Raw genomic sequence first — 24,255 nt, forward strand, 5'->3', positions numbered from 1 at the left:
TACTTAAACGCATAGTCATTTGGTTATGCGTTTTTTTCTGTTTCGCAATGGGATTGTGTGAACTTCGCACGGAATGCTTTGGGCGTAAGCTGCTTGTATTTTAAGAACAATCGATTGAAGTTCGACAAGTTATTGAATCCAGATAACTCCGCAACGAGGGAAACGGGCTTGTCGGTTTGTACCAATAGCGAACAGCCTTTACCCAGTCTTACTTGAGTGATGTAGTGACTGACACTCTGTCCCATCATCTTCTTAAAAAATCGCCCCAGGGTACTTTCACTCATTCCAACCAAAGAGGCCAACTCTGTGACTGATAACGGTTCGGTGTAGTTTGCGTGTATCGCTTCAAGCAATTGGCTGAGTAATCTTTGTTGGCGTTTATCGGAGTCTTGTCGGTTCAAGGTTTGATTCACTGATATCGGTTGGTAATCAGCAGTGTTGCTTAGCTCATCAAGAATACTCAGCATAATGTTGAGCTTTTGCATCGGCGTCGCAGTGTCTAACTCTTCAAAAAGAGGCAGCAATTGCTTCGCGATAGCTTGAGAGAAGTGCAGCCCTCTATGAGCTTCGAGTAGCAGGGGAGAAAAGGCTTGGCATTCAGGAAATAAACGGGAGAGTTCCTCTATCCATTGTGTGTCAAACCACAAAACATAAACCTTCTGCTCCTTATCTGTTTCTAGGCTTGCTCTTGATTGCCATGTGTGAGGGATGTTGGGCCCTAATAGCACTAAGTCAAAATCCTCATACTCAGAGATCGTATCGCCAATGTAGCGTTCGCCCTTGCTGTTCAGAGTCAGTGTCAGCTCATACTCTGGGTGAAAATGCCATTCGAAAGGAATCGCCTCTAAGCGCCGAATCAGCAGTTGCCATGAATTGTCTTGGCTGTATTGAACCTTTTCGTATTGAGCTTTCATGAGTAATACAAACCTATCTGACACGCATATTTCTATGACGGTAAAGTATCAGTATCTGCGTTTTTTGTATCACTTTGTTGGATTAATTGTTGTCAGAATGTGACCAGTCAAGCGCACTCACGCTTGTTATACCAATAATAATCAGCCCTACAGGAATCAGTCACTATGAAAAACAAATACGGATTCGGCGACAACGCCCCCGGAAATAACAGTGTTTCCAACATCAATTCAGCGCAACTAAAAGACATCAAAAAAACACTGCCGTTGAAAAAGTTAACCCAAGAACAGTTCGACTTTTGGCAACACAATGGCTATTTGGTGGTGCGTCAAATCATCTCTCCGGAAGCGGTAAAGCGTTCACAGGATTTCCTATGGGAGTTCCAAGAAATGGACCCAAACGATGCGAGCACTTGGTATCAAGCGCAGCGCCGTGACCATGCCATGGTTGAGCTCAACAACTCTGGTATGGTGGAGTGTTATAACAACCAAGTGTTGTGGGATAACCGTCAGAACCCAGGGGTGTATAACGCATTTGTTGATATCTGGGATCAGGAAAACTTATGGGTCACTATTGACCGAGCTAACCTTAACCCGCCGAACAAATCAGGTCGTGAATTCAGTGGATTTGTTCATTGGGATGCAGATTCCTCACTCGAACCATTGCCAGTAAACGTACAAGGTGTGCTGGCACTGTCTGATACGGACGAAGAAACTGGTGGTTTCCAATGTGTGCCGGAGCTTTATCGTCAACTGGAAGAGTGGCGTAAAACCCAGCCTGCTGACCGCGACCCTTATGTGCCAGATCTCACTGGTTTTGAGGTGGAGTTTATTTCGATGAAAGCAGGGGACTTGTTGATCTTTAATAGCCTGCTTCCTCATGGCATTCGTCCGAACCAGTCCGATAAAGTACGTATGGCGCAATATATCTCTATGGTTCCGGCAGAAGAGGATAACCAACCAATTCGAGATTGGCGTGTTCGCTCTTGGCAAGAACGTCTTCCACCAGAAGGTTTTGCTTTCCCGGGTGATCCACGCAATTGGGAACAGGTGAAGTATCCCCAAGCTAAGCTCACACCACTAGGTGAGAAGTTGCTAGGTCTGGTGAGTTGGAAAGTACCTGAGTCTGCCTAAACAGATAGCTCTGGCTAAAACCAAGGTAAGCTGAAAATAAAGTTAGCTAAAAACAAAAGACCTCCATCACGGAGGTCTTTTTGAATTGTGCTGTTAATGTCACTAAGACAAAACTTAGATATTCACGACGACTTTACCAATCGCTTGACCACTGGCTAGACGATCATGCGCAGCGCCAGCTTGCTCAAGGGTAAACTCGTGTTCATCAAGAACTGGTTTTAGTGCGCCTGATTCTGCAATCTTAGCTAACTCTTTTAGGATGATGGCATGTTCACGTCGACCAACATTATGGATCATCGGAATAAGCATAAATACCACGTGCAATGACAAGCCTTTCATGTGAACGGTACTCAAATCTTGCTCATGCAAAGACACGGTTGTTGCAACTTGGCCGTTGAGTTTTGCTGCATCAAACGAGTTAGTTAGGTTTGCACCGCCAACCGAATCGAAGACTACATCAAAACCAGCGCCAGAGGTGTGTTTCGCAACGTAATCGGCTACTGACTCAGTACGGTAATCAATCGCTGTAGCACCAAGCTCGGTAATCAGGTCATTCTTCACTCCCGTAGAACCAGTTGCGAAGACTTCAGCACCCATGTGACGGGCAAGCTGCAGTGCAATATGGCCAACACCACCTGCGCCACCATGAACCAGTACTTTTTGGCCTTGGCGAACGCCAGCACGAATCAACCCTTCGTAAGCCGTAATGCCAACCAATGGAATTGCCGCCGCTTCACGCATAGAAAGGTTGCTTGGTTTGTGAGCGATAAGGTCTGCGTCTGCCACCATGTATTCTGCTAGAGAACCTTGAAGGTCACCGAGGCCACCCGCACAACCATAAACCTCATCACCAACCGCGTACTCGGTAACACCTTCACCAACGGCTTCAACCGTACCTGCGAAGTCCATACCCAGAATGCCCGGAAGTTGTGGGTGGAAGGGTAAACCTTCGCCCATTTCACGTAGCATCATGTCAACAGTATTAACGCTTGATGCAGCGACTTTAACTAGGACGTGGCCCGCTTTGACTTCCGGCTTTTGCACGTCTGCTGTTTCGAATACTTCTGAACTACCAAACTGACGAATTACGGCTGCTTTCATGATGATTTCCTCGGTTGTGCGTTTGTATGGATTCAGTATAGGCGCGATTTAAAAATTGATAATTGGGCTGAAAAAGAAATCAGTTTTAAGTTTTTGTTGATAATACTACGAGTAGTAAACCGCAGAGTTACTTACTCACCAATTGAGATTAAAGATCAGATTTACGTGATTTGTTGCTAGCCGTTATTGAGGAAATCACCTTTTAGTTTTCGTAGATACTGTTTCATTTTATGCGTCATTGTTTGATGTTTTTTAGAGGCGTAACGTTAATTGCGTTGCTTTGAAAATAGCAACCTAATGATTTTATTGGAAAAAGGAAATGGATATGGCTTACGAAGGCTACAAAACGTTTACTGCAAAGCAAGAAGACGCAATTCTTTATGTCACGTTTGATTTTGGTACGGTAAACGTGCAAGGGCAGGAAATGTTGGCGGATTTGAATGGGTTAGCACTGCGATTAGAACGTGATCGTAGTGTCAAAGTGGTTGTATTCCAATCAGCTAACCCGGAGATTTGGGTTTGTCATTACGATACCGAATTGCTTAAAGAGATGTCGACAGAGGTCGTTTCTCGCGAAGAAGCGAAGTTACTCGATCTTCAAGCGGTTCTCGAAAGAATCAGCAAGCTACCACAAGCCACAATTGCGAAGCTAGAAGGCTTTGCCCGTGGTGGCGGTCATGAATTTGCATTGGCCTGTGACATGCGTTTTGCCGCTCGCGGTAAATACAAATTCATGCAGATGGAAGTGGGTATGGGCATCTTGCCTTGTGGCGGTGGTGCATCTCGTATGGCGCGTCAGGTGGGATTAGGTCGTGCCCTAGAGATCATCTTGAGCGCCCGTGACTTCGATGCGGATGAAGCAGAAGCGTACGGCACTATCAACAAAGCGTTAGAACCGGATGAAATTGGCCCTTATGTTGATGCATTAGCGCAGCGAATTTCTAAGTTCCCGGCTGAATCTATCAATGCGTGTAAACAGATGGTGTACGAGTCAATCGACAAGCCAATTGATGAAGCATTGAAAGCCGAAGCCTACTGGCTTTACCAAGCAACGAGCAAAACGCCTGCAGTTAAGCGTTTCCAAATTGCCGATGATCAAGGCTTAGAGCATGACATCGAGAACCAACGCAATTGGGAAGACTTGGTGATGAAGGTACAAGACATCAACTAAGCTGCTGCATTAGTTTCTTATTAAGCACTAGAAAGGCGAGCCAAGTGGTTCGCCTTTTTGTGTTCAACTACCGACGTGTTTATCGTTCTTAAATTCGCAAGCCAATTGAGCTTGTTTATGGGCATGATCTTTCGAATTAAATCACAGACTTGAACAACGTTTTTGATAGACTGCAAAGCGATAGTTTTAGTGAGGAACACGTTTAATGCCGACCATACTTTGTTTTGGCGATTCAAATACCTGGGGCGCAGTACCGAATGAAGACCGCCGTTACGGACCAAACGAGCGATGGCCATCCTTGTTACGAATGTCTCTACCGGATGGTTATGAGGTCATAGAGGAAGGGCAACCAGGGCGAACAACTGTGCACGATGATCCTTTTGAAGGTGAGAAAAATGGCCTTCGCTATTTACGCCCTTGCTTGGAATCTCATCTGCCTGACTTGGTCATCATTATGCTCGGCACGAACGACATGAAAAACTGCTTGGGTTTATCCGCTTTCGATATCTCTCGTGGGGCAGCTCGCTTAGCGCAAGAGGTTCTTAACTTTGATAACTGGGCAAAGCGGGAAGCGCCGCAAGTTCTTTTAGTCGCGCCACCACCCGTGTATGAGATTGGTTTTTTCGGCAGTATGTTTATCGGCGGGGCGGAGAAGTCCAAAGAGTTTGGCTTTCATTATCGAAACCGAGCGGAAGAGCTGGGGTGTGCATTTCTTGATGCCGGAACCGTAGTGGAATCTTGTCCTAACGAAGGGATTCATTGGCAACAAGATCAGCATGAAAAATTGGCGAAAGCACTGCAACCCATGGTGTTAGCGGCTTTTCAAAGGTCATAGTTACTAAAAGATTACAGAGTCAAAAGGCTTTTCGTCTAAGGAAAAGCCTGTATTGAAAGGGTTGAGAAGCAGGGCGAGAATTCACTGTGCCCTTGAGGCGATCACGTAATCTGGTTGGCGTGTTCAGCATTTTTAAAGTGTTTACGCCAAGGCTAAACCGCTGTCTGGGCTTTCGTGTGCTGGGATTCTATGTATCCTTGCGGGACTGCCTTTTACGTGCGCCCACATCCGCAACATCGGACGCTTTGCAACAACCTCCGCCTTTGATCGGCCTACGTGAAAACATCACACCAATCGCGAGCATCGCAATACAACTTAGGAAAATAAGAACGGTAAGAACTAAAGTCATAACACCACCTCCTATAAATCGCTGTATTGTCATCTTTCTCCAATTTTATAAACAAAGCAATGGTCGTTTTGTAACCACTTATTATTTTTATCAATAGTCAGACCTTTGCTGGTGATGAAACGTGATGAGAAACGAAGGAGAGTTCTGAGAAATCAGCCCCTGTGATCTTTACCGATTCTTAAGTTTTGCGTCTAAGACAGCAATTGGATTCCTTCTATAACTCACTAAGTTGTTATGTTATAACATGTGTTTATCCAGAGTTTGTAGGTCAAAGGTATGCCATCAATTCCAGTCACCATTTTGCATGGATTTCTCGGGTCCGGGAAAACCACGTTTTTACGCAACATTCTTCAACAAGCCGATTCTTCTGGTATTGATCTTTCCGTTATTGTGAATGACATGAGTGAGTTAGACGTCGATGGCGTGCTTATCTTAAATACCGATGCGGTGAGTGAAGAGCAGGGCAATTTTGTCACGATCAGTGGAGACAGCATTAGCAGCCCGAGTGGTGTAAAGCAGCTCGATAAAGCCCTTAAAAAGCTCTGCGCAGAAAAATTGCCAGAATGGATTGTGATTGAAACATCGGGCAGTAGCCATCCGTTGCCTTTGGTCGAGTACTTCAAAAATAACGCACAATTCGCACTCAAAGACGTGATTACGTTGGTGGATGCGACTTGGTTGCGAGATGACTATCGACAAGGCTCTGCCTTAATCCCGAAGTGGCAGGAAAACGTGCAGCAGCGTGTTCGCGGCGTTGAAAACTTGTTGGTAGAGCAAATCATGTTCTCAAACCGTGTCATGCTCACCAAGACGGACAAAGTGGATGACAATACCATTCGCAACATCGCACAGGCGATTCACCCGCTTAATGTTTACACCGAGATAATCAAAACGTCATGGGGAAACTTGGATATCCGCATGTTGAAAGGTGAGCAAGACTACAATTTCTTCCTCGTTGAGCAGTTAATTGCAGAACTTCGTGAGACGGTGAATGAGCCGTTAAGTCTCTCTGATAAAGACGAACAAAGCCTTGTCGCGAAAGTGATAAAAGATGATCGACCTTTTCATCCTGCGCGTTTGTGGAATACCTGCCATCAGTATTTAACTAAAGGTGTGTTCCGCAGTAAGGGGTTCTTTTGGTTTCCAACTCGAGACGATGTTTCACTGCTTTGGAGCCAAGCGAACGGCAATGTGGGACTTGAAATCACAGGCTTTTGGCGCGCTTCGGTAATCAATGACGAATCGCAAAACTTCACTGATGAACATCGTCAAATCCTGCAAGATAAGATAGACAGTGTTAAAAGCCGCTTTGGTGATCGTCGTTGTCGCTTAACGGTGATTGGGCAAGAAAACGAAGTCGATGTGTTTATTGATGCGCTGGAAAACTGCTTTTTAACGGAAGCGGAATTGGAGCAATGGCAACAAGGGACAACATTTGAAGATCCTTGGCCAAAGAAAATAGCTAAGTTGAGCCAGAAGAAGATGCTTTGAATGTACTGGTGAGGGTTCCCTTGGTGCATGTTTGAATCTCGGCTTGTACCAAGAACGGACTTGCTGCGTTGGCTCGGTATACCAAAATTGGCTCTGTGTAACGAGAAAGCCTCCCGAATGTTGGGAGGCTTTTTGTATCTCAGTCGTTTACTGTTCCCATTCAGGGAAAGGATCTTCCAGAGATAACCAATAGTCGAGCCCTTGCTCCATCTCATCTTCTGTTAACAAGCATTCGTTAAGACGAGCAATCAATTTCTCTTGCTCTAATCCCTGACCAATAAACACCAATTCTTGTCGCATATCGCCGTATGGTTCTTGCCAAATGTCGTTTATAGCATCTAGGTAATCTTGATCCGTCGGCCATTCCTCCTTCGGAATCGCTTTCCAAAACATACCCGCAACACCATAACGTGCGATGCCTCCCGCTTGGCTCCATTGACCGACAAACTCTGGTCTTGTTGCTAGCCAAAAGTAACCCTTGGAACGAATCAGTTTGCCGTAATCTTTCGCATTGTGGAGGAAGTCGTAAAACTTCTCAGGATGGAAAGGGCGTCTCGCATGATAGGCAAAGCTGGAAATGCCGTATTCTTCGGTTTCCGGTATGTGCTCGCCTCGCATTTCCTTCAACCAACCTGGGGCTTGTTGTGCCTTTTCAAAACTGAAGCTTTGTGTGTCGAGTACCGCATCAAGTTCTACTGCACCATTCGAGATAGGAAGAATAGTAGCGGATGTGTTTAGGGTTTTAAGAATCGCAAAAAGCCTTTCGATTTCTGATTTCTCAGCGAGGTCGGTTTTACTTATCAGGATCACGTCAGCGAACTCGACTTGATCAACGAGTAAGTCGGCGACGCTGCGTTCATCGTCTTCACCTAAGGATTCGGCTGTCTCTGTTAAGAACTTAGCTTCATCGTAATCACGCAGAAAGTTAATCGCATCAACCACCGTAACCATGGTGTCTAAACGTGCAACGTCTGAAAGTGATAGCCCGTTTTCATCAGCAAACGTAAAAGTCTCTGCAACGGGAAGTGGCTCGGCGATGCCAGTGGACTCGATAACTAGGTAATCGAATCTGCCTTCTTGCGCGAGTTTAGTAACTTCTTCAAGTAGATCCTCACGCAGGGTACAACAGATGCAGCCGTTACTCATTTCAACCAACTTTTCTTCACTGTGGTTGAGAGAAACTTCATTCTGAACGGTCGCTGCGTCGATGTTGACTTCGCTCATGTCGTTGACGATGACCGCGACTTTTCTGCCTTGTCTATTGTTAAGAATATGACTTAAAACGGTTGTTTTTCCTGCGCCTAGAAAGCCGGACAAAACCGTAACAGGGAGTTTCTGGGTGTTCATGCTCATGCTCTTTGTAGTGTAATGTTATAATATAACAATTAATATAGTCGGTGATCTTAACTCTGGCATCAAGCAGTTTGTGACTGTGTCGAGTACTGCACCTTATTGGTGCCTTCATTCGTCGTTAAGTTGTACAGACTCAGATGTGCGGAATTTAGAGATCGAACTCTTATCTCGGTGTGGAGGTTCTATGAACGAAGAGAAAAAGCATGTCATGACAGAAGAAGAAATTCTTGCAGCGCCCGAGGCGGATTATATGAATCAAGCTCAGCTCGCGTTTTTTGAAAACCGATTATTTGAGCTTTATGAATCGACGTTAGCGCATATTGAACGTGCGAAAGAAGAGATGATTGCGCCAATGGAATTCAGTGACGAAAGCGATAGGGCGTCCAGTGAAGAGCAATCTGCAATCGCATTAAGAATCATAGACAGAGAGCAAAAGCTGTTACCTAAGATTCAGCAATCGTTGGCTCGCTTGCACGCAGGGGAATATGGCTACTGTTTAGAGTCTGGTGAACCTATCGGCATTCCAAGGTTATTGGCACGACCTGCTGCTGAATATAGTGCAGAGGTAAAGGCCCAAATGGAGTCAAAAGAGCACTGGTATAGGGAGTAAAATTTCGCCCAAGTAAATAGGGGGAAAGTGGGTTTTAAATCCCTCTGCGTCGCATAACAACGTGCAAGATAATACTAATTTTCACTCAACATGAATCTTCTTCATGTTGAGTGTGAGGAAATGTAACTTTCACTTACGTCATATTGTGATTGAATAGCCAAATAGATTTTAGCGGTATGGATGTCTAAATGGTAAATCTTACAATATTGGATGGTGGTATGGGGCGCGAGCTAAAACGCATCGGTGCTCCTTTTTCTCAACCTCTCTGGAGTGCCCAGGCACTTATCGAATCCCCACAGCATGTTATGCAAGCGCACCAAGGTTTTGTTGATGCAGGTGCACAAATCATTACCGTCAACAGTTATGCCTGTGTTCCGTTTCATCTAGGTGAAGATTTGTATGCAAAACAGGGATGCGAGCTGGCAGAGAAAGCCGCGAAAATTGCTCGTGACGTCGTGACCGCGTCACAAAAAGAAGTGTTTGTTGCTGGCGCGATACCTCCTGCCTTTGGCTCTTATCGACCTGATTTATTTGAAGAAAAGCGTGCTTACGACATCAGTGAGACTCTATTTGAAGCGCAAGAGCCACATGTAGATATTTGGTTGGCGGAAACTGTCGCAAGCCTTGGTGAAGCGCGAGTGATCAGCAAAGTTCTGTCTAAAACCGACAAGCCAGTTTATATCTCTTTCACGTTAGAAGATGAAGTCAGCGAAGTCTCGCGTCTGCGCTCTGGTGAGCTTGTCACTGACGCCGTTGAGGCGCTTCTTGATACTAATGCGACCGGTATTTTCTTCAATTGCTCAATTCCTGAAGTGATTGAACAAGCGATCAAAGATGTGAATCAGGTATTGGAGCGGACTGGGACGACATTAACTATTGGTGTCTACGCAAACAGCTTTGCGCCCATTAAAGCGAATCACCAAGCGAATGAGTCATACCAAGGGCTCAGAAACTTCTCTCCAACAGAATATCTAGAATACGCGAAAGCGTGGCATCGCTTAGGGGCGAGTATCATTGGTGGCTGTTGTGGCATTGAGCCTAGCCATATTGCTGAACTAACGGCGTGGAGAGACAGCCTTGAAGAATCTTAATCTCGGACTCACCATTCCTGCGATTGGTACGGTCCTGCTCATTTTACTCGTATCTTCGATGTTCCCAGAGCAGTCTCAAGCTATGGCAAACAACGCAATGACGTTTGTGACCGATTGGTTTGGCTGGTTGGTGCAAATCTGCAGTCTTGCTCTTGTTGGCTTTCTACTTTGGTTGGCATTTTCCAAGTACGGCGACATTCGATTAGGTGAAGGAAAGCCAGAGTATTCGAACTTCTCTTTTGGCGGCATGATCTTTACGGCTGGTGTTGGTGCATCGCTCATTTATTGGGGGATTGGAGAGCCAATGTACTACCTGCAATCTCCACCACTATTTGCTGAAGCGAACAGTTACACTGCAGCTGCGTGGTCAGTCACTTATTCAATGTTCCACTGGGGGATAACAGGGTGGGCGATCTACTGTTTCCCTGCGATTCCTTTTGCTTACGCTTTCTATGTACAAAAACGCCGTACATTGAAGCTCTCGACACTGTGTGAACCCGTGCTAGGTAAGAATCCAATCGTGGGCAAATGCGTCGACCTCTTGGCCATCTTTGGAACACTCGCGGCTTTTGCGAGTTCATTGGCGTTAACCGTCACGTTGCTGAGTACAGGAGCGGCAGAGTTATTTGGGATAGAGAACAACTTGTTGCTTCAAGGCGGCATCATCTTCTTGTTCGTATTAGTTTTATTCGCAGTGACGCTGGTGGGCTTCAACAAAGGCATTAGTAAGGTATCCGATTACACGGTCATCGCTGCGATTCTCTTTGCCTTGTTTGTGCTATTTTCATCAAATGCGCAATTTGTGCTGAACAACGTAACGGATTCACTCGGAGTCATGTTAGATAGCTTCTTCCGCATGTCTCTTTGGACAGACCCGGTGCAAAAGAGTGGTTTCCCTCAAGCATGGACTCAATACTATTGGTTTTGGTACTACGCGTACTTAATCATGATGGGGCTGTTCATTACACGTATATCGAGAGGTCGCACTATCCGTGAAGTCATCTTGTATACCATCTCGATGGGTGCTCTGGGATGCGCGTTCTTTATCTCAATCTTTGGTGGCTATGCGGTTTGGGCGCAGTTATTAGGTGGTTACCCAGTTCAAGAGTGGATGAGCAATGGTGGATTGACGTTTGCCGTCGTCTCGTTGATCAAAACTTTGCCAGCAAACAATGTGGTTCTTGCGGTCTTTTTGGTGATTCAATTCTTCTTGATGTTGACTACGATGTCGAGCGCTAGCGTGGCCACCTCAATGCTGACCACGAATCAGTTATCCCTAAACGGAGACCCAGACAACAAGGTCAAACTTATGTGGGCAGGGGCGATTGCACTTATCAGCTTTAGCGTATTCCTCACGGGTGGTGGCATCAATACCATTAAATCCTTGTGCGTGGTGGCGGGGCTACCGATGATGTTTATCTACGGAATCTTGGTTAAACAACTCATGATGGAGCTGAAAGGCAAGACAGCTTCGAAACCAGAATCGGAAGCATCTGTGGAAGCACAAGAACTGATTGCTTAACCACTAATAACAAACCCTCTTCATGTTTAAACTTGAAGAGGGTTTTTATCGCTTCATCCACCAACTTTGGCTTTATCTCTTCTCTGAGCGCTAACTTGATGCGCTGTTCTTCATCAGTAAGAAAAACACAAACACACAGTCTCATTTCCAACCTAAGCCGCGCTTATTGCTTTGAAGTGTAAATAGAAAGTCGGCATGATGTTTACCAATTCAAAATGAGCGGCATAAAAAAACACTCGCACACCTAATCTGACAGGAATAAACATGTACCAAGTTTTAAACGTGAATGAATATCCACAGGGTGTGGAAGTGTGCATTAAGTACATCCATACAAAGTGGGGTTCGGAAGACAATTACGCGTACTTTGAAAATGCAATTCTGCATTCAAGTAAGAAAGAAGACGCCATCCCTCAGTTTTATGTGTTGGTCACTGAAGGTGAGATTGTTGGCTGTTTTGGTCTAATCATTAATGATTTCGTCAGCCGACATGATTTATATCCTTGGTTGAGCTCTTTGTTTATCGAACCTCAACATCGTGGCAAGCGATTGAGCGAATTACTGTTTAATCATGCATTGAACGCTGCTAAAAGTATGGGCTTCCAAAGCCTTTATCTGACGACTGACCACGATGGCCTTTATGAAAAATTTGGTTGGGATAGAATAGAAGACGCTTACGATCCGTCTGGTTATGTGACCAAGGTGTACCGTAAGTCTTTAGAAAACATCTAGAATCAACAGGAGTCGGTTTCTAGATTATCGATTAGTTAGTGTCCGAAGTAAGCAAGGAAGCAAAAATGCTATGGATTGTGACAAAGTACTTAACTACCGCCGCGATTGTGGTTCTCATTTCTGAAGTTGCGAAGCGAAGTGATAGATTAGGTGCGCTCGTGGCTGCATTGCCAACCGTTACCATATTGGCGTTGGTATGGATGTATATCGAAGGGCAAGGCACTGAGAAGTTGTCTAACCACGCGTTTTATACCTTTTGGTTTGTTGTACCAACACTGCCAATGTTTCTTCTTTTCCCTTATCTACTGAGCAAGTATTCCTTTTGGATTACCTTGCTGATTAGTTGTGTTGTATCCGTAATTTGTTTTGCGATAACGAATTTGATCGCAAAACAATTTGGTATCAACTTGCTTTAAGCTCGTCTTCCTTCTGGCTCTGTATCCATTGGCGAGGTGACATACCAGATACATTTTGGAAAGCACGAGAAAAGCCCGAGTAACTGTTGTATCCCACCTCGTCAGACACCCAGTTGAGCGGTTTATTTTGCAGTAATAAAGACTGGGCGACGGATACGCGCCATTTTTGCACATAATCTCCAGGAGTATCCTCAACGACTTGTTTGAACGTCTCAATAAACTGAGTACGAGACATGGCCGCCAATGACGCCAATTCATTAAGATGAAAATGACGGGCAGGGAGCTGATGAATGGCGGTCATAACGGGAGCTAAACGAGGGTGGGCGAGCGCAGCAAACAAGCCGTGTTCAATTTGCTTTTCCTCAATAAGATAACGAAAGATCAACGCCATTAAGGTATCGCTCAGCTTATTCAATAAAAACTCTTGTCCGATGCTATTTCCTCTTGCTTCCGAGGACAGCATATCCAAGACCGGAGTTAGGTTCGGCACCGCGTTAAAAGGGATAACGACGACATCCGGCAAGACAGACAATAGAGGGTTGATCTGCCCACCTCGGTAATCCACATTGGCGCAAACCAATTCTGTTTCTTCGTTTCCTTCAATTCTATGCGGCGTATTGTTTGGAAGATAAATGATGCAAGGCTCTGTTAGCTTTTGAGCCTTCTCATTTGCGCTTGTCAGTATCAATTCGCCAGCATTCAAAACATGCAAATGGCCTCGGTTACTGTGCTCTGCTTGGAACGAGGAGATGCCACACAAGTGTCCAGAATAGAAAACGCCTGTGCGTATTGAGAAGTGCTTCATCAGCTGTGACAACAAATCCATGTTACCTCCGAACGATTCGCGTACTTTTTTGGTCTTTTGTCCCTTTATAGACCGGAAGAGTTGGCTAATTTATTCACACAAGGCAAACAAACACAGACAAGGAGCTTACTATGTCACGCATTAAATCAACTGGTCGAAAACTCACTTTAATGACCACTTTACTCGGAACCAGTTTTTCACTGATGGCTGCGGATGTAGGCATGAGCGTTGATGCAAATGATCTCGCTATCAAGGGTTACGACCCGGTGGCTTATTTCACGGATAATGGCCCAACTCAAGGGAAGGCCGAATATTCAGCTACGTACAACAATGCGATTTATCACTTTGTGAATGCAGCAAACCGAGACCAGTTCAAAGCTGACCCTCAAGCGTATGCGCCGCAATACGGTGGTTACTGTGCATTTGGTGTTGCGATGGGTAAGAAGTTTGAAACGGACCCAGAGGCATGGAAGATTGAAGGTGGCAAACTGTACTTAAACTTGGATAAATCGGTACAGAAGCGCTGGCTAGAAGATACGCAAGGCTTTATTCAAGATGCCAACACCAACTGGACAACGATTAAAGTTGTTGATGCAGATAAGCTGTAGCGGACGTCGTTTTTATCCTTTCCTCACACATTCAAGGCGAGCCAATTGGTTCGCCTTTGTGTATTGGGGTGAGGGAACGGACGTTTATAAGTTGTTATTTACCCAAGGTAGAAGCGATACATTTGTCACGAAAATTGATTTATTCCCAATCAAATTAGTTAGATAGGTTGTTTTATAAATGCAGGTGGGATTATTGTTGTCGAATAATAATTTATATCAATAACAATCAGTTGGAACCTATCAGACATGAAAAACAATCTTCTTAAAAAACTTCAAGTGCTCAGCGTTATCGCAATGGCTTCTTTGACAGTGGGATGTTCATCTATGGATGCACATGCGAGAGGGGGGTACGGTAAACCATTTTCCGGTACGGCGTTGTCCGTCGCGCGCCAGCCATGCTTCTTGGATGGCTCAGCCGTGTCTTACGCTTTATATCCTATTTCTTTCGTCGATATGCCTTTGTCATTGGTTACTGATGTTGTATTCCTGCCTGCTGATTTAATCATGTTATTTACTCCGACGACGAGCTACGGCAGTGTTTTGTCACAAGGTTGCCCAAGTGGCAGTATGATTTAGTTGCTTTGCTTCATTCCATTATTAACTTTTAGGAATGATCGTTATAACTTCCAGCACTAAAGGGCTGCGGATAATATTGGATTCAGTTGTTAAGAATATTCCTACAATCCTTTAATTCTGGAGGGAAAGCAAATGAAGAAAGCTCTAATTTGCGTAGCGCTAACTTTGCCTGCATTTCACGTGTTCTCTGCGCCAACAGACATCAATTCGCTTGAACGTATCGACTACGGAAACTATCAGTTTTATCAACCATACATTGAAACGGTACACACGGTAGATTTGATTGCACCGCCACCAACAGAAGGCAGCAAACAAGATATCGAAGATAAGCGCGTGGGTGCTATCGACTTTTCAGTTGATGACCCAGCGAGAATGGCTCAAGCGACACAAGACGCGCGTATTACTCCAGAATACTTTGCCAAGATTTATGGTGATGTATTGGGCGTGAAGATTACTAAGGAAGACACCCCAGCGATGTATACCGTTTTAGGGCGCAGCATTGCTTCTTTTGGTCTTGCGACATCAGACTCTAAAAAGCACTACAACAAAGCGCGTCCATTTGCGGTAAACGGCTTACCTTCTTGTACACCTTATGCCGAAGACTACCTATCTAAAGACGGATCTTACCCTTCTGGTCATACAGCATCAGGCTACGGTGTTTCACTCGTTGCGGCAGCAATTGCGCCGAACAATGCAAAAGCACTGACAGAGAGAGGGGCAGATTACGGCTACAGCCGAGTGGTTTGTAACGCACACTGGATGAGCGATGTGGAAGCAGGGAAAAAAGTGGCGCACATCGTGTTTGATAAGCTCAAGGCAGATAAACAATTTGCTGAGGACTTACAAGCTGCGCAGCAAGAGTACGTTGCACTAACCCAATAACGATAAATCGATACAGATACAGGCGGCCACAGTGCCGCCTTTTTCATTTTTAGCTCTTGCTATATAGACTTCTAATCACGGCTGAAATCACTCCTTGACCTTAAGCTAGCTTGAGGTTTTATCCTCGTAACCTCAAACAACAACCCACCAAAATCGGTAAGAAACCAATCGGAAAAGGAACTTCTATGAATCTAAATCAAGTGCTGTTAACCGTGAAAGACATCAAGTTATCTATCGAGTTTTATCAAAAGCTAGGGTTCAACTTGATTGTTGAAACAGAAAACTATGCGCGCTTTGAGTGCCTTGACGGAGATGCCACTTTTTCACTTTATCTCGGTGATCCAGAATCAAAAAGCAACAGCGTCATCTATTTTGAACACAAAGATCTTGATGCGTTAGTCGATAGTTTAAAGACGAAAGGCATCGAGTTTGTTCAAGAACCTACAGACAAAGACTATCTGTGGAGGGAAGCAATGCTAAACGACCCATCAGGTAATGAGCTTAAGCTGTATTGGGCTGGAGAGAACCGAAAGAATCCGCCTTGGCGAGTTGCTAACAATTAAGCTCTCTAAGCAAAGTAGCAGAGGTGAGCGAGCAGAGCATGCTCACCTTAAATAGGGCTAATGTTGTTGATTGGCTCTTACCAATTCACATGTCTGCTCGACAACTACTTATCTACATCACCGATAACGCCTTCATGGGATAGGTCGCCAGATAACTCTGCTTGGATCTCTGTAAGGCTTTCTTCTTCAGCCGCGACAATTTTTCCTGTTAGGGCATCAACCTCAACTTCATAAGCTTTATCGCCTTTCTTAACGAAGACATCCCATTGCGTATCTGGTTCATCATGGCGAATGCCAAGCACTTCAACATCTAAAGCGCCAAGCGCGGATTTAATGGCTTCTTCTTGGCTAATGATTTTCGCGTCGGACGCAGCGTAACTTGGAAGGCTCAAAACACCAAATGCGGTCAAGGCCGAACATAAGATTAACTTTTTCATTGGTTTCTCCTTAAGCTCTCATTTCACCAGAGAGAATTCTTTCGTTGGCGTCTCCATAGTGTAGGCGGTGACGTAAAAGAAATGTGAATATGCTTTTTGAGCGGTATTCATCCTAAAACACACGCTTTTGTTACGTCGGGGGCTTGGTGTAAAAAGGGGCGGTCAATTCTGGAAAACGTGGGGCGTTTGGGCTCTACAAGTTTTTCACATTTCTATTGGTAGTTTGGCGACAGTTAAAATCATGATGGATTGAAGTCGCCGTATGAACAGAAATTTGATGCTCAACTTTGGCATTGTATTCGTTGCTTTACTTATCCCTTACTCGGTGCTGCAAATAGGCACACCAACACCAGAGTGGCCAATGTTTTGGCAGGTGCGCACTTATTTAGTTAACTACAGTGGTATCGTATCAATGATCTTGATGTCGTTGTGCGTGATTCTATCTGTGAAGCATTGGCCGTTGGAACGCTGGTTAGGCGGACTAGATAAGCAATATCGTCTGCACAAATACCTTGGGATCTCGGTGGTGTTTTCTGCTTTGTTCCATTGGGGCGCATTTTTAAGTGATGATTTCGCGATGGATTTTGGTTACGTCGAGCCAAAGAATGAAACCTTTCCGTTTTGGAAGTTGATTGATGCATTGGGTGATCAGGCGCAGTTGATTGGCGAGTATGGTTTCTATCTGTCGGCGGCTTTTGTTTTGATTGCATGGATTAAGAAGTTCAAACACAACGTCTTTCAGCTCACTCATAAAGTCTTTCCATATCTTTACCTGCTTTTAGTGCTGCACATGGTGATGTTCTTTGATGCAAGCTTATGGTTAACCGTTACCGGAGCTATTCTTCTGTTGGTCAGCGGGTTAGCAACGGTAGGATGCTTGATTACCATCTTAGGTTTGAATGGTAGGAAGAAACGTTATCCCGCCAAGGTTAGTAGTATCAAATCAATCAACGGCGGAATTGAAGTAGTCATAAAAGTTGAAGTACCTCAATTTACGTATCAGCCGGGTCAGTTTGCATTCATCGGATTTGACGATAAAGAACGGCCACATCCATTTAGTTTGGCGTCAGCTTATAGTGACAACGGCCAGGTGCGATTACTAATCAAAGCTAATGGTGATTACACGCGTTCGTTAATGGAAACGCTTAAAGTCGGGCAATCGGCTCAGATAGAAGGCCCATACGGTTGTTTCAATTTCCAAGATGATACAGAGCAACAAATTTGGTTTGCAGCAGGTATCGGCATCGCGCCATTTTTAACCGCAATTGAAGCGATTGGGACAGCAAAGTCCGTAACACTTTTCTACAGCTATCGAGAAGAGGACAGGGTGCTTCTGGATGAATTACAACACCGAGCTAAGGAAGCGGGCGTAAAGCTATACATGAAAAATACGAGCGACGAAGGGCGTTTCACCAGCGCCGAGGTCATAGATCGCATAACAAATGTGGAACGCAGCAGTGTATGGTTCTGTGGTCCTTCCGAACTGGGTAAGACGCTTGAGAAAGCATTTATCAATATCGGTCTACCAGCCAAGTCATTCCATCGAGAGTTGTTTGAGTTTAGATAGAACTAACTGAAATCCGGGTCAATAATCAATAAGGCGAACCAAATGGCTCGCCTTATTTTGTTTCTGACAGAAGGGCTTAAAAGATCGCCTGCTCTTTATCTTTGATATAGAAATAGACGCTGATAGCGATAAACAAGAACGTGAAATAGTAGAAGAACGAAGACAGCGATGCGATAAAGTCGATGTGTTGTTCTATCTGTGCTTCGGTGTAGTTTTGCGAGAGCAGTTTGTAGTAATAGGCATAGAGCATACCGATTAAGCCGTAGCCCAAGTTGAACATCAAACCTTTGAAGCTTAATACTGTCGCTCGGTTGTGAGATTCTGTTTTCTTGTTCAAGTGATAGCTGATGAAAATGTTCATCGTCATGATAATAAAGATCAGAATCAGCGCAGGAATCACCCCGTATATTGACCAGCCTAAGCTTATCCAATAGTAGGTCGCCATCGTTGCGATGCCCATGACTAAAATGAACGTCTTTGGTGCCATACTCTCTGCTAAACGACGGCTTTGGCCAGCTAAGATAATCTGCAAGAGGCTAATGCCAGCGCCGATCAAACCAAAGTAGATGATTGGAATATCAATCGCACGGTAGTACTGACTGTTCATGGTCAAAAACATTCGTGAAGTGTGCTCGAACAAACTGTAGTAGAGCAGAATGAACAGCACATAAGGCGTAGACAATACCCATTTGGCGGTGTTGAGTGTGAGCTTCATGCTGGCCATGGTTGAAGCCAACTTGCTTTCGCTGCTTGGTATTACCTTTTTCTCTTCTCTCATGCTGAATGCTGCGTAGATAGCGATCAACGCAACAAACAAAGTCGCGTAAACAGGGATGCGCATGATGTCTTGCGTGGTTTCTGGTTTGTCGAATCCAAGGAACTGATAAACGTTGGCCATAAAGTTAACGTCGTACATGGCGGCACCCACAAGTGTGACCACAATGCCCACGCTAGAGGCTATACGAAGTTGAATCTGTAACACTCTCGGCCACAGCTCTTCCTTGCCTTGCTCTTTCAATGTGTCGTAAGCCAGCGCTTCATCCGCGCCACTTGCTAACGCCATCGCTAAGCCACTCAGCACTCGGTTAATCAAAAACACAACGAAAACAAAAGTGGGATTCCCAGTAGGGACAAAGGCGATCATTGCGATTTCGATGAACATGACGATGGACGACAGCACTACCAGTCGTTTTCGCCCTAAGGTATCGGCAAAAGCGCCGGAAGGGACTTCCGCAAGTACAATGGTCGCTGCCCAAACAACATTGAGCATGGCAAATTGAGACAGCGTTAATCCGTAATCCAAATAGAGCAGCGTGAATACGGGGTAATAGAAGCGCGCAAAGTAACTGCTTCGGAACATGAGGAAGCAGCGAACGTTACGGATTTTGAGGATTTCTTTCAGCGTCATGAAACATTCAGCAATATGAATAACATAACGTTATGTATAAACCTTTTTTAGATTGATGGGAAAGGTTTGTGCTTTGAAATCGCGAGATTTTTCGGAATAGTCGCTATTCCTTAGTTAACGACTCAACGCGTCACCCAGTGGGCGAAAGTACGCTTGAAGCGCTTCATATATCGCGTTTCTGTGTGCGATATCTGGGTAAAGAGGCAGGGTATCCGTCTTTGTTGTGCCAGAAACTAGGTATGCGTTTTCAATGCCAGAACAAGACTCCACAACGGCTTCAAATGCTCGCGCCATCATCTCGGTGGGTTGTGAAAAGTAGCTCGACCCCATCGCTTGGTCTGCTTTTACACTTCGAGACACATAGTCGTGTCTATCTTGGCCGTCTGGCGTGAGCAATGTGGCGTCAAAAATCTTCAGTAATCGCTCGTTGAGTGGATGCGGGAAATGATCGGCATTTTTCAGCCAGCAATCACTCGCAAATAAGATTTGGCGCTGCGGCCCTGAACGATCGCCAATGTCGAAAGCTTTCTCGGCAATGTAATGATCGAACGCATGCCAAAACTCATGAGCAAGCGCTCCTGCACCGGCATTCTTTGCTAAGGCTAATTCACGTTGATTCGGTGCGTAATGCGCTTGAACCCCTTTGCGGCCACCAGTACCAAAAGCAAGGCTCAAATTACCACGAAGCCCAATCGCCGAAGGCGGTAGCGCAAGGATGTACGCTAAGTCTGCGAGAGAATCGAATATTAAGTTTGCCGCGAGGTCTTTTTCTTCTTTGTTCACCCACTTACCAATCCGAATTCCGCCGATGCCAAATGTCTCTTTGATGTCGACAAACGACACTTGGTCGCCATGGCGATAATCAGGGCCTTTTCGCGTTTTGTATTTAAAACTGGTTAACTGCAAGACATGCCTCGAAGTGGTGCTGAAGGAGTGGAAACTTATACTCAAAACATAAGACGTCAGATTATACCGCAATAGAAGGCTGAGTCGGAGATTTCGTCCTATCTCGTTTTACGCAGGCTCGCGAACTTGTCCAATCCATCTACACTAAAACTAACACTCGTTTTATTCGCTTTGATTTTCAATAGCTTTGATGTGATTCCAACCAATGGATTCGAGTCATCGAAATACGGATATTTTATGTGGCAAACATTTCTGGTTTTTAAGCATGATTGGGAGATTTCGCCGTGGACCCGTTAACGCAAGGGTTGGTTGGGGCGTCATTGTCTCTATCAGTTAGCAAAAAACAACACTTGGTGGCGGCAGGTGTACTTGGAATGCTTGCTGGTATGGCTCCAGATTTGGACATATTGATTCGCTCTTCCAATGATCCGCTGCTGTTTTTGCAATATCACCGACAGTTCACCCATTCATTGCTGTTTATTCCTATTGGCAGCTTACTCTGTGCTTTAGTTCTCTATCCACTTTTTGCTAAAAGGCTTGGTTTATCGTTCACACAAAGCTGGTGGTATTGTGCACTTGGCTACGCCACACACGGTTTATTGGATGCGTGTACTAGTTACGGAACTCAGCTTTTGTGGCCGTTTACCAACGAGCGGTATGCGTGGAATACAGTGTCTGTTATTGACCCTGCCTTCACGCTTCCTGTTCTAATTGGCGTCGTGTTTGTTTTGCTGAAACGTAACCCTTGGTATGCGCGAATCGCGATAGTTTGGGCGTTTGCTTATCTTACGTTCGGCATGATTCAAAGAGACAGGGCAGAAGAAGCAGGATGGGAGCTTGCACAAGCGAGGCAACATGCTCCAGTGCGCTTAGAGGCCAAACCTACGTTCGCGAATAGTTTGGTTTGGAAAGTCATCTACGAAGCTGAAGGTCGATACTATGTAGACGCCATAAGAGTAGGGGCTGCGACCAAAATCTATACTGGAGAATCGGTTGCCAAACTGGACATCGGTAAAGACTTCCCTTGGTTAAGCTCAACATCGCAGCAGGCCTTAGATATTGAGCGATTTCGTTGGTTCTCTGATGGCTTTGTTGCGCGTGATCCGGACGATGAAAAGCGCATTATAGACGTGCGTTACTCAATGGTTCCAAACCAGATAAAAGCCTTGTGGGGCATTGAGCTTTCTAAATCCGCCGATGAAAACACCCACGCGGTATACACAACACATCGAGACACTTCGCAAGAATCAAGACAAGCATTTATCGATATGCTGAAAGGCAATGACTGAGTGTGACTCAAGTGTAATTAAGCGCATTGAAAGTCTTTAATCAATGTTGGCTTTTTAGAGAAGAAAAGTTTGCTAAACAAGGATTTGTATTCCCAGCCAAGAGACAGCAGTCTTTTGGCTAGGTTCTTGTTTTCAATGATGGCAACTTCAACACCTTGATAGTGATACGGGTTGTTTCTCACGTAGTTGATAAACGCCGTTAAAACCCCTTGGCCACGTACCGAAGGATCAAAGTTGATCGACACAATGGAAAAGCGCTGACTCCCCACTGGACAACGGACAAAGCAGTAACCCAACGGGTGAGTAATGGTTTCTGAAAACTCAGGGAAAGGGCGAGATTCAAAGTCCTTAGATAACTCATCGTATTGCTTACAGAGGTAATGAAAGAGTTGTTTCGCTTCGTTGTTCATAATGGTGTTGCTTTGTATTACTGGATTTCACGGTAATTTTAACCACAGCCCGCACCACAAAATGCGGTGAACTTTTTCCAAATTGATTTCCTCTTTTTGAAAGTAATATTATTTCAAATGAAGACTCATGGTTTCTATATGGAATAGAAAAAGCAGAACTTGCTACTCTGAAATTGAAATAGTTAGAAAGTAAAATAGTTAGAAGAGACAGTAATAGATAGAAGAAAAGGCCTCGGCTTGATGGAACTAAATATGACGAAAGGTACGGCACCCATTCTTTATTCTTTGCACAATTGCCCCTACGCGATTCGTGCAAGATTTGCGTTGCTCAAAGCCCAGCAATGCGTGCTTATTCGTTCTATCAAGCTCGATAACAAGCCATCAGCAATGCTAGAGGTATCGCCGAAGGGCAGTGTGCCAGTATTAGTGATTCCCAATCGTTCTCAAATGGACACTACACCTCAAAAACAGATACTTGAAGAAAGCTTAGACATTATGGTTTGGGCACTTTCTGAGTGTGACCCGCATGATCTTTTGAATAGCAGTCATCCAGAAGCATTGTCTAAAATGCTCGAAGTGATTGGAGAGTTTGAATCGCACTTTGTTCCCGCGATGAACGCTTTTGGCTGTGCGAAGCGTTACCATGAAGATAATGCAGATGAACTGCGTAAAGAGTGTGAAATGGGACTCATCAAGCTTGAGTCTCTTTTGACGCAGCATTCGTTTTTGTTTTCGGAACGAGAAAGCTTGGTCGATATCGCAATTCTGCCTTTCATACGTAAGTACGCCCGCATCGATAAACAGTGGTTTAGACAAAGCCCTTACCCAAACTTAAAAGCGTGGCTGAATGGTTATATTCAAAGTCCTCAGTTCTCCAAAGTGATGAAAAACTATGACTTGTGGTTAGACGCTAGGGAGGAGGAATACTTTGGCAATTAAGCGCTGCTCTCAAGGCTATTTGGGCGGAATCGCCGAGCGCATCTTCACTTTTGCAATATTAGCTTACTGCCTCATCCATTGACGATCACATCTACGACGCGCATCCTTTTACGTTCACTCAGGGCCAAGGCTCTTATTTCGCAAACAACTCGATAACTGCGTTTAGTACGCAGTGCTTGAACTTAAAAGGTAGCGCGTATGAACAAGATTGTTATGTTGGTGATGGGGCTGCTTTTTACCAGTCGGTTGTTTGCAAGTATTGTCCCTCACGCAAGCCAACTTGAACACGATGCACCCATTCTTCTTCGTTCTGTGTTGCTTGTCGGTGTTGCAGGCTTCCTGATCTGGAAAGTGGTTCAGTACTTCCAGAAAAGCAAATCTTCAGAGTAACTCGCTGCTACGAGACTTTATCTGCACATCCAAACAAATAAAAAGTGGTAATTGAAATCACAGCCCTTAGAATGCGCAAACTAAAAGTTAATAACTGATGTAGAGTGATTTTATGCTTCGTGATTACACATTCGATTGTCTTGTGACTATGCCACGCCATGAACTGGAAGAGTTTAGCGCTCGCATGATCAGTAAAATGGTGCCAGAAGATGTGATGAACGAACTGTTTACCTTTGACCAAGAAGAAGTAGACAGTGAAGACCGCATGTTGTCAGCGCGCCTAGATGCGATGTTACGCATGACCGCAATCGCACTAAGTGAAATTCAGCAAGCGTTTGATGATTCGGACAACGCGAAGCAAAACAGCGAGCGTATGACGCGACTTGTGCTTTGGCACTTCTACGCAATTTCATTCCGACTAGAAGAAGCCATCACGCTTGAAACACACTGTGAGCAAGTAGAAAAGCTGCTACAAAACACACCGACAGACGTATTCGCGTGGGTGAAGACGCTAACAGAGCTTCTACACACGTACGCGGAAATCAACGCGAAGGAAAACCCAGAAGGCTAAGTCTTACTGGGGATAAAAGATATAGCATGAAAGGCGAGCCAACTGGTTCGCCTTTTTCGTTTGTATTCGAGATAGTTGTTACGCGTTTTAAGCTTTAAGTGGCGGCAATAGAACCCCCAAGTTGTGAACTAATGCAATGCACTAACGTTGTGCTCGATAAGGAAAGCCGTCACCATGAAAAACGAACCATA

At 44.9% G+C, this 24,255-nt stretch carries 27 protein-coding genes; 18 read left to right on the forward strand and 9 right to left on the reverse strand.

Annotation, left to right across the window (positions count from 1 at the left end):
- Positions 1-23 precede the first annotated feature (23 nt).
- The gene (locus A9237_RS20345) at positions 24-914 is read right to left on the reverse strand and encodes a helix-turn-helix domain-containing protein (RefSeq protein WP_078609388.1); all 891 of its coding nucleotides are present in this window, start codon (positions 912-914) and stop codon (positions 24-26) included.
- A gap of 165 nt (positions 915-1,079) precedes the next feature.
- Here A9237_RS20345 and A9237_RS20350 point away from each other — a divergent pair, with 165 nt between their 5' ends.
- Positions 1,080-2,045, forward strand: a complete 966-nt coding sequence (locus A9237_RS20350) for a phytanoyl-CoA dioxygenase family protein (protein ID WP_078609390.1) — start codon at positions 1,080-1,082, stop codon at positions 2,043-2,045.
- A gap of 114 nt (positions 2,046-2,159) precedes the next feature.
- Here A9237_RS20350 and A9237_RS20355 read toward each other — a convergent pair whose 3' ends face one another.
- Positions 2,160-3,146, reverse strand: coding sequence for a zinc-dependent alcohol dehydrogenase family protein (locus tag A9237_RS20355; protein WP_009704540.1), 987 nt, complete (start codon positions 3,144-3,146; stop codon positions 2,160-2,162).
- 325 nt (positions 3,147-3,471) lie between these two features.
- On the opposite strand from A9237_RS20355, the gene A9237_RS20360 reads away from it, so the two are divergent.
- Positions 3,472-4,317: an enoyl-CoA hydratase/isomerase family protein gene (locus A9237_RS20360; RefSeq protein WP_078609393.1), complete on the forward strand. Its 846-nt coding sequence runs from the start codon at positions 3,472-3,474 to the stop codon at positions 4,315-4,317.
- Between the two features lie 205 nt (positions 4,318-4,522).
- Positions 4,523-5,152: an SGNH/GDSL hydrolase family protein gene (locus A9237_RS20365; RefSeq protein WP_078609395.1), complete on the forward strand. Its 630-nt coding sequence runs from the start codon at positions 4,523-4,525 to the stop codon at positions 5,150-5,152.
- A 187-nt stretch (positions 5,153-5,339) separates the two neighbouring features.
- Here the strand turns inward: A9237_RS20365 and A9237_RS27405 are convergent, their stop codons facing one another.
- Positions 5,340-5,501, reverse strand: a complete 162-nt coding sequence (locus A9237_RS27405; protein ID WP_162998339.1) for a hypothetical protein — start codon at positions 5,499-5,501, stop codon at positions 5,340-5,342.
- 276 nt (positions 5,502-5,777) lie between these two features.
- On the opposite strand from A9237_RS27405, the gene A9237_RS20375 reads away from it, so the two are divergent.
- Positions 5,778-6,992, forward strand: a complete 1,215-nt coding sequence (locus A9237_RS20375; RefSeq protein WP_078609397.1) for a CobW family GTP-binding protein — start codon at positions 5,778-5,780, stop codon at positions 6,990-6,992.
- Positions 6,993-7,139: 147 nt separating this feature from the next.
- Here the strand turns inward: A9237_RS20375 and zigA are convergent, their stop codons facing one another.
- Positions 7,140-8,339 carry a zinc metallochaperone GTPase ZigA gene (gene zigA, locus A9237_RS20380; RefSeq protein WP_078609399.1) on the reverse strand — a complete coding sequence of 400 codons (1,200 nt, stop codon included), beginning with the start codon at positions 8,337-8,339 and terminating at the stop codon, positions 7,140-7,142.
- 190 nt (positions 8,340-8,529) lie between these two features.
- Between zigA and A9237_RS20385 the strand changes: the two genes are divergently transcribed.
- The 5 genes from A9237_RS20385 to A9237_RS20405 all read left to right on the forward strand — a co-directional run bounded on the left by A9237_RS20385 (position 8,530) and on the right by A9237_RS20405 (position 12,713).
- Positions 8,530-8,955, forward strand: coding sequence for a TraR/DksA C4-type zinc finger protein (locus tag A9237_RS20385; RefSeq protein ID WP_078609401.1), 426 nt, complete (start codon positions 8,530-8,532; stop codon positions 8,953-8,955).
- A 188-nt stretch (positions 8,956-9,143) separates the two neighbouring features.
- On the forward strand, positions 9,144-10,046 hold the full coding sequence (locus A9237_RS20390; RefSeq protein WP_078609403.1) for a homocysteine S-methyltransferase family protein: 903 nt from the start codon (positions 9,144-9,146) through the stop codon (positions 10,044-10,046).
- Positions 10,033-11,568, forward strand: a complete 1,536-nt coding sequence (locus A9237_RS20395; RefSeq protein ID WP_078609405.1) for a BCCT family transporter — start codon at positions 10,033-10,035, stop codon at positions 11,566-11,568. The genes A9237_RS20390 and A9237_RS20395 overlap by 14 nt, the downstream gene beginning before the upstream one ends.
- Before the next feature lie 264 nt (positions 11,569-11,832).
- The gene (locus tag A9237_RS20400; protein ID WP_063343987.1) at positions 11,833-12,297 is read left to right on the forward strand and encodes a GNAT family N-acetyltransferase; all 465 of its coding nucleotides are present in this window, start codon (positions 11,833-11,835) and stop codon (positions 12,295-12,297) included.
- 65 nt (positions 12,298-12,362) lie between these two features.
- On the forward strand, positions 12,363-12,713 hold the full coding sequence (locus tag A9237_RS20405) for a DUF3147 family protein (RefSeq protein ID WP_005440716.1): 351 nt from the start codon (positions 12,363-12,365) through the stop codon (positions 12,711-12,713).
- Here the strand turns inward: A9237_RS20405 and A9237_RS20410 are convergent.
- Positions 12,700-13,539 (reverse strand): AraC family transcriptional regulator, encoded by an 840-nt coding sequence (locus A9237_RS20410; RefSeq protein ID WP_078609407.1) that lies wholly within the window; start codon positions 13,537-13,539, stop codon positions 12,700-12,702. The genes A9237_RS20405 and A9237_RS20410 overlap by 14 nt on opposite strands.
- Before the next feature lie 110 nt (positions 13,540-13,649).
- Here A9237_RS20410 and A9237_RS20415 point away from each other — a divergent pair, with 110 nt between their 5' ends.
- The 4 genes from A9237_RS20415 (at position 13,650) to A9237_RS20430 (ending at position 16,147) form a co-directional block, all read left to right on the forward strand.
- Entirely contained in the window at positions 13,650-14,126 is a 477-nt protein-coding gene (locus A9237_RS20415) for a YHS domain-containing (seleno)protein (protein WP_078609409.1), read from the forward strand.
- Between the two features lie 324 nt (positions 14,127-14,450).
- Complete coding sequence (locus A9237_RS20420) at positions 14,451-14,702, forward strand: YceK/YidQ family lipoprotein (RefSeq protein WP_005440710.1); 252 nt, start codon at positions 14,451-14,453, stop codon at positions 14,700-14,702.
- Between the two features lie 132 nt (positions 14,703-14,834).
- Entirely contained in the window at positions 14,835-15,584 is a 750-nt protein-coding gene (locus tag A9237_RS20425) for an acid phosphatase (protein ID WP_078609410.1), read from the forward strand.
- 185 nt (positions 15,585-15,769) lie between these two features.
- Entirely contained in the window at positions 15,770-16,147 is a 378-nt protein-coding gene (locus A9237_RS20430; RefSeq protein ID WP_041053163.1) for a VOC family protein, read from the forward strand.
- A 104-nt stretch (positions 16,148-16,251) separates the two neighbouring features.
- Here A9237_RS20430 and A9237_RS20435 read toward each other — a convergent pair whose 3' ends face one another.
- On the reverse strand, positions 16,252-16,584 hold the full coding sequence (locus A9237_RS20435) for a PepSY domain-containing protein (protein ID WP_041053161.1): 333 nt from the start codon (positions 16,582-16,584) through the stop codon (positions 16,252-16,254).
- Between the two features lie 262 nt (positions 16,585-16,846).
- On the opposite strand from A9237_RS20435, the gene A9237_RS20440 reads away from it, so the two are divergent.
- Positions 16,847-18,151, forward strand: coding sequence for a ferredoxin reductase family protein (locus A9237_RS20440; protein WP_237358458.1), 1,305 nt, complete (start codon positions 16,847-16,849; stop codon positions 18,149-18,151).
- Positions 18,152-18,227: 76 nt separating this feature from the next.
- On the opposite strand, the gene A9237_RS20445 is transcribed toward A9237_RS20440, so the two are convergent.
- Together A9237_RS20445 and A9237_RS20450 are read right to left on the reverse strand one after the other, a co-directional pair.
- The gene (locus tag A9237_RS20445) at positions 18,228-19,559 is read right to left on the reverse strand and encodes an MFS transporter (protein WP_078609413.1); all 1,332 of its coding nucleotides are present in this window, start codon (positions 19,557-19,559) and stop codon (positions 18,228-18,230) included.
- Positions 19,560-19,673: 114 nt separating this feature from the next.
- Complete coding sequence (locus tag A9237_RS20450; RefSeq protein WP_078609416.1) at positions 19,674-20,465, reverse strand: CLCA_X family protein; 792 nt, start codon at positions 20,463-20,465, stop codon at positions 19,674-19,676.
- A gap of 284 nt (positions 20,466-20,749) precedes the next feature.
- Between A9237_RS20450 and A9237_RS20455 the strand changes: the two genes are divergently transcribed.
- Positions 20,750-21,754 carry a metal-dependent hydrolase gene (locus A9237_RS20455; RefSeq protein WP_078609418.1) on the forward strand — a complete coding sequence of 335 codons (1,005 nt, stop codon included), beginning with the start codon at positions 20,750-20,752 and terminating at the stop codon, positions 21,752-21,754.
- 17 nt (positions 21,755-21,771) lie between these two features.
- Here A9237_RS20455 and A9237_RS20460 read toward each other — a convergent pair whose 3' ends face one another.
- A complete protein-coding gene (locus A9237_RS20460) occupies positions 21,772-22,164 on the reverse strand; it encodes a hypothetical protein (protein ID WP_078609420.1) in 393 nt (130 codons plus the stop codon).
- Between the two features lie 252 nt (positions 22,165-22,416).
- On the opposite strand from A9237_RS20460, the gene A9237_RS20465 reads away from it, so the two are divergent.
- The 3 genes from A9237_RS20465 (at position 22,417) to A9237_RS20475 (ending at position 24,064) form a co-directional block, all read left to right on the forward strand.
- Complete coding sequence (locus A9237_RS20465) at positions 22,417-23,103, forward strand: glutathione S-transferase (RefSeq protein ID WP_153303270.1); 687 nt, start codon at positions 22,417-22,419, stop codon at positions 23,101-23,103.
- A 198-nt stretch (positions 23,104-23,301) separates the two neighbouring features.
- Complete coding sequence (locus A9237_RS20470) at positions 23,302-23,493, forward strand: hypothetical protein (protein WP_009704524.1); 192 nt, start codon at positions 23,302-23,304, stop codon at positions 23,491-23,493.
- A gap of 112 nt (positions 23,494-23,605) precedes the next feature.
- Positions 23,606-24,064 carry a hypothetical protein gene (locus tag A9237_RS20475; protein ID WP_009704523.1) on the forward strand — a complete coding sequence of 153 codons (459 nt, stop codon included), beginning with the start codon at positions 23,606-23,608 and terminating at the stop codon, positions 24,062-24,064.
- The last annotated feature ends 191 nt before the right edge of the window (positions 24,065-24,255 follow it).

The sequence above is a fragment of the Vibrio owensii genome (assembly GCF_002021755.1).
GTDB lineage: Bacteria > Pseudomonadota > Gammaproteobacteria > Enterobacterales > Vibrionaceae > Vibrio > Vibrio owensii.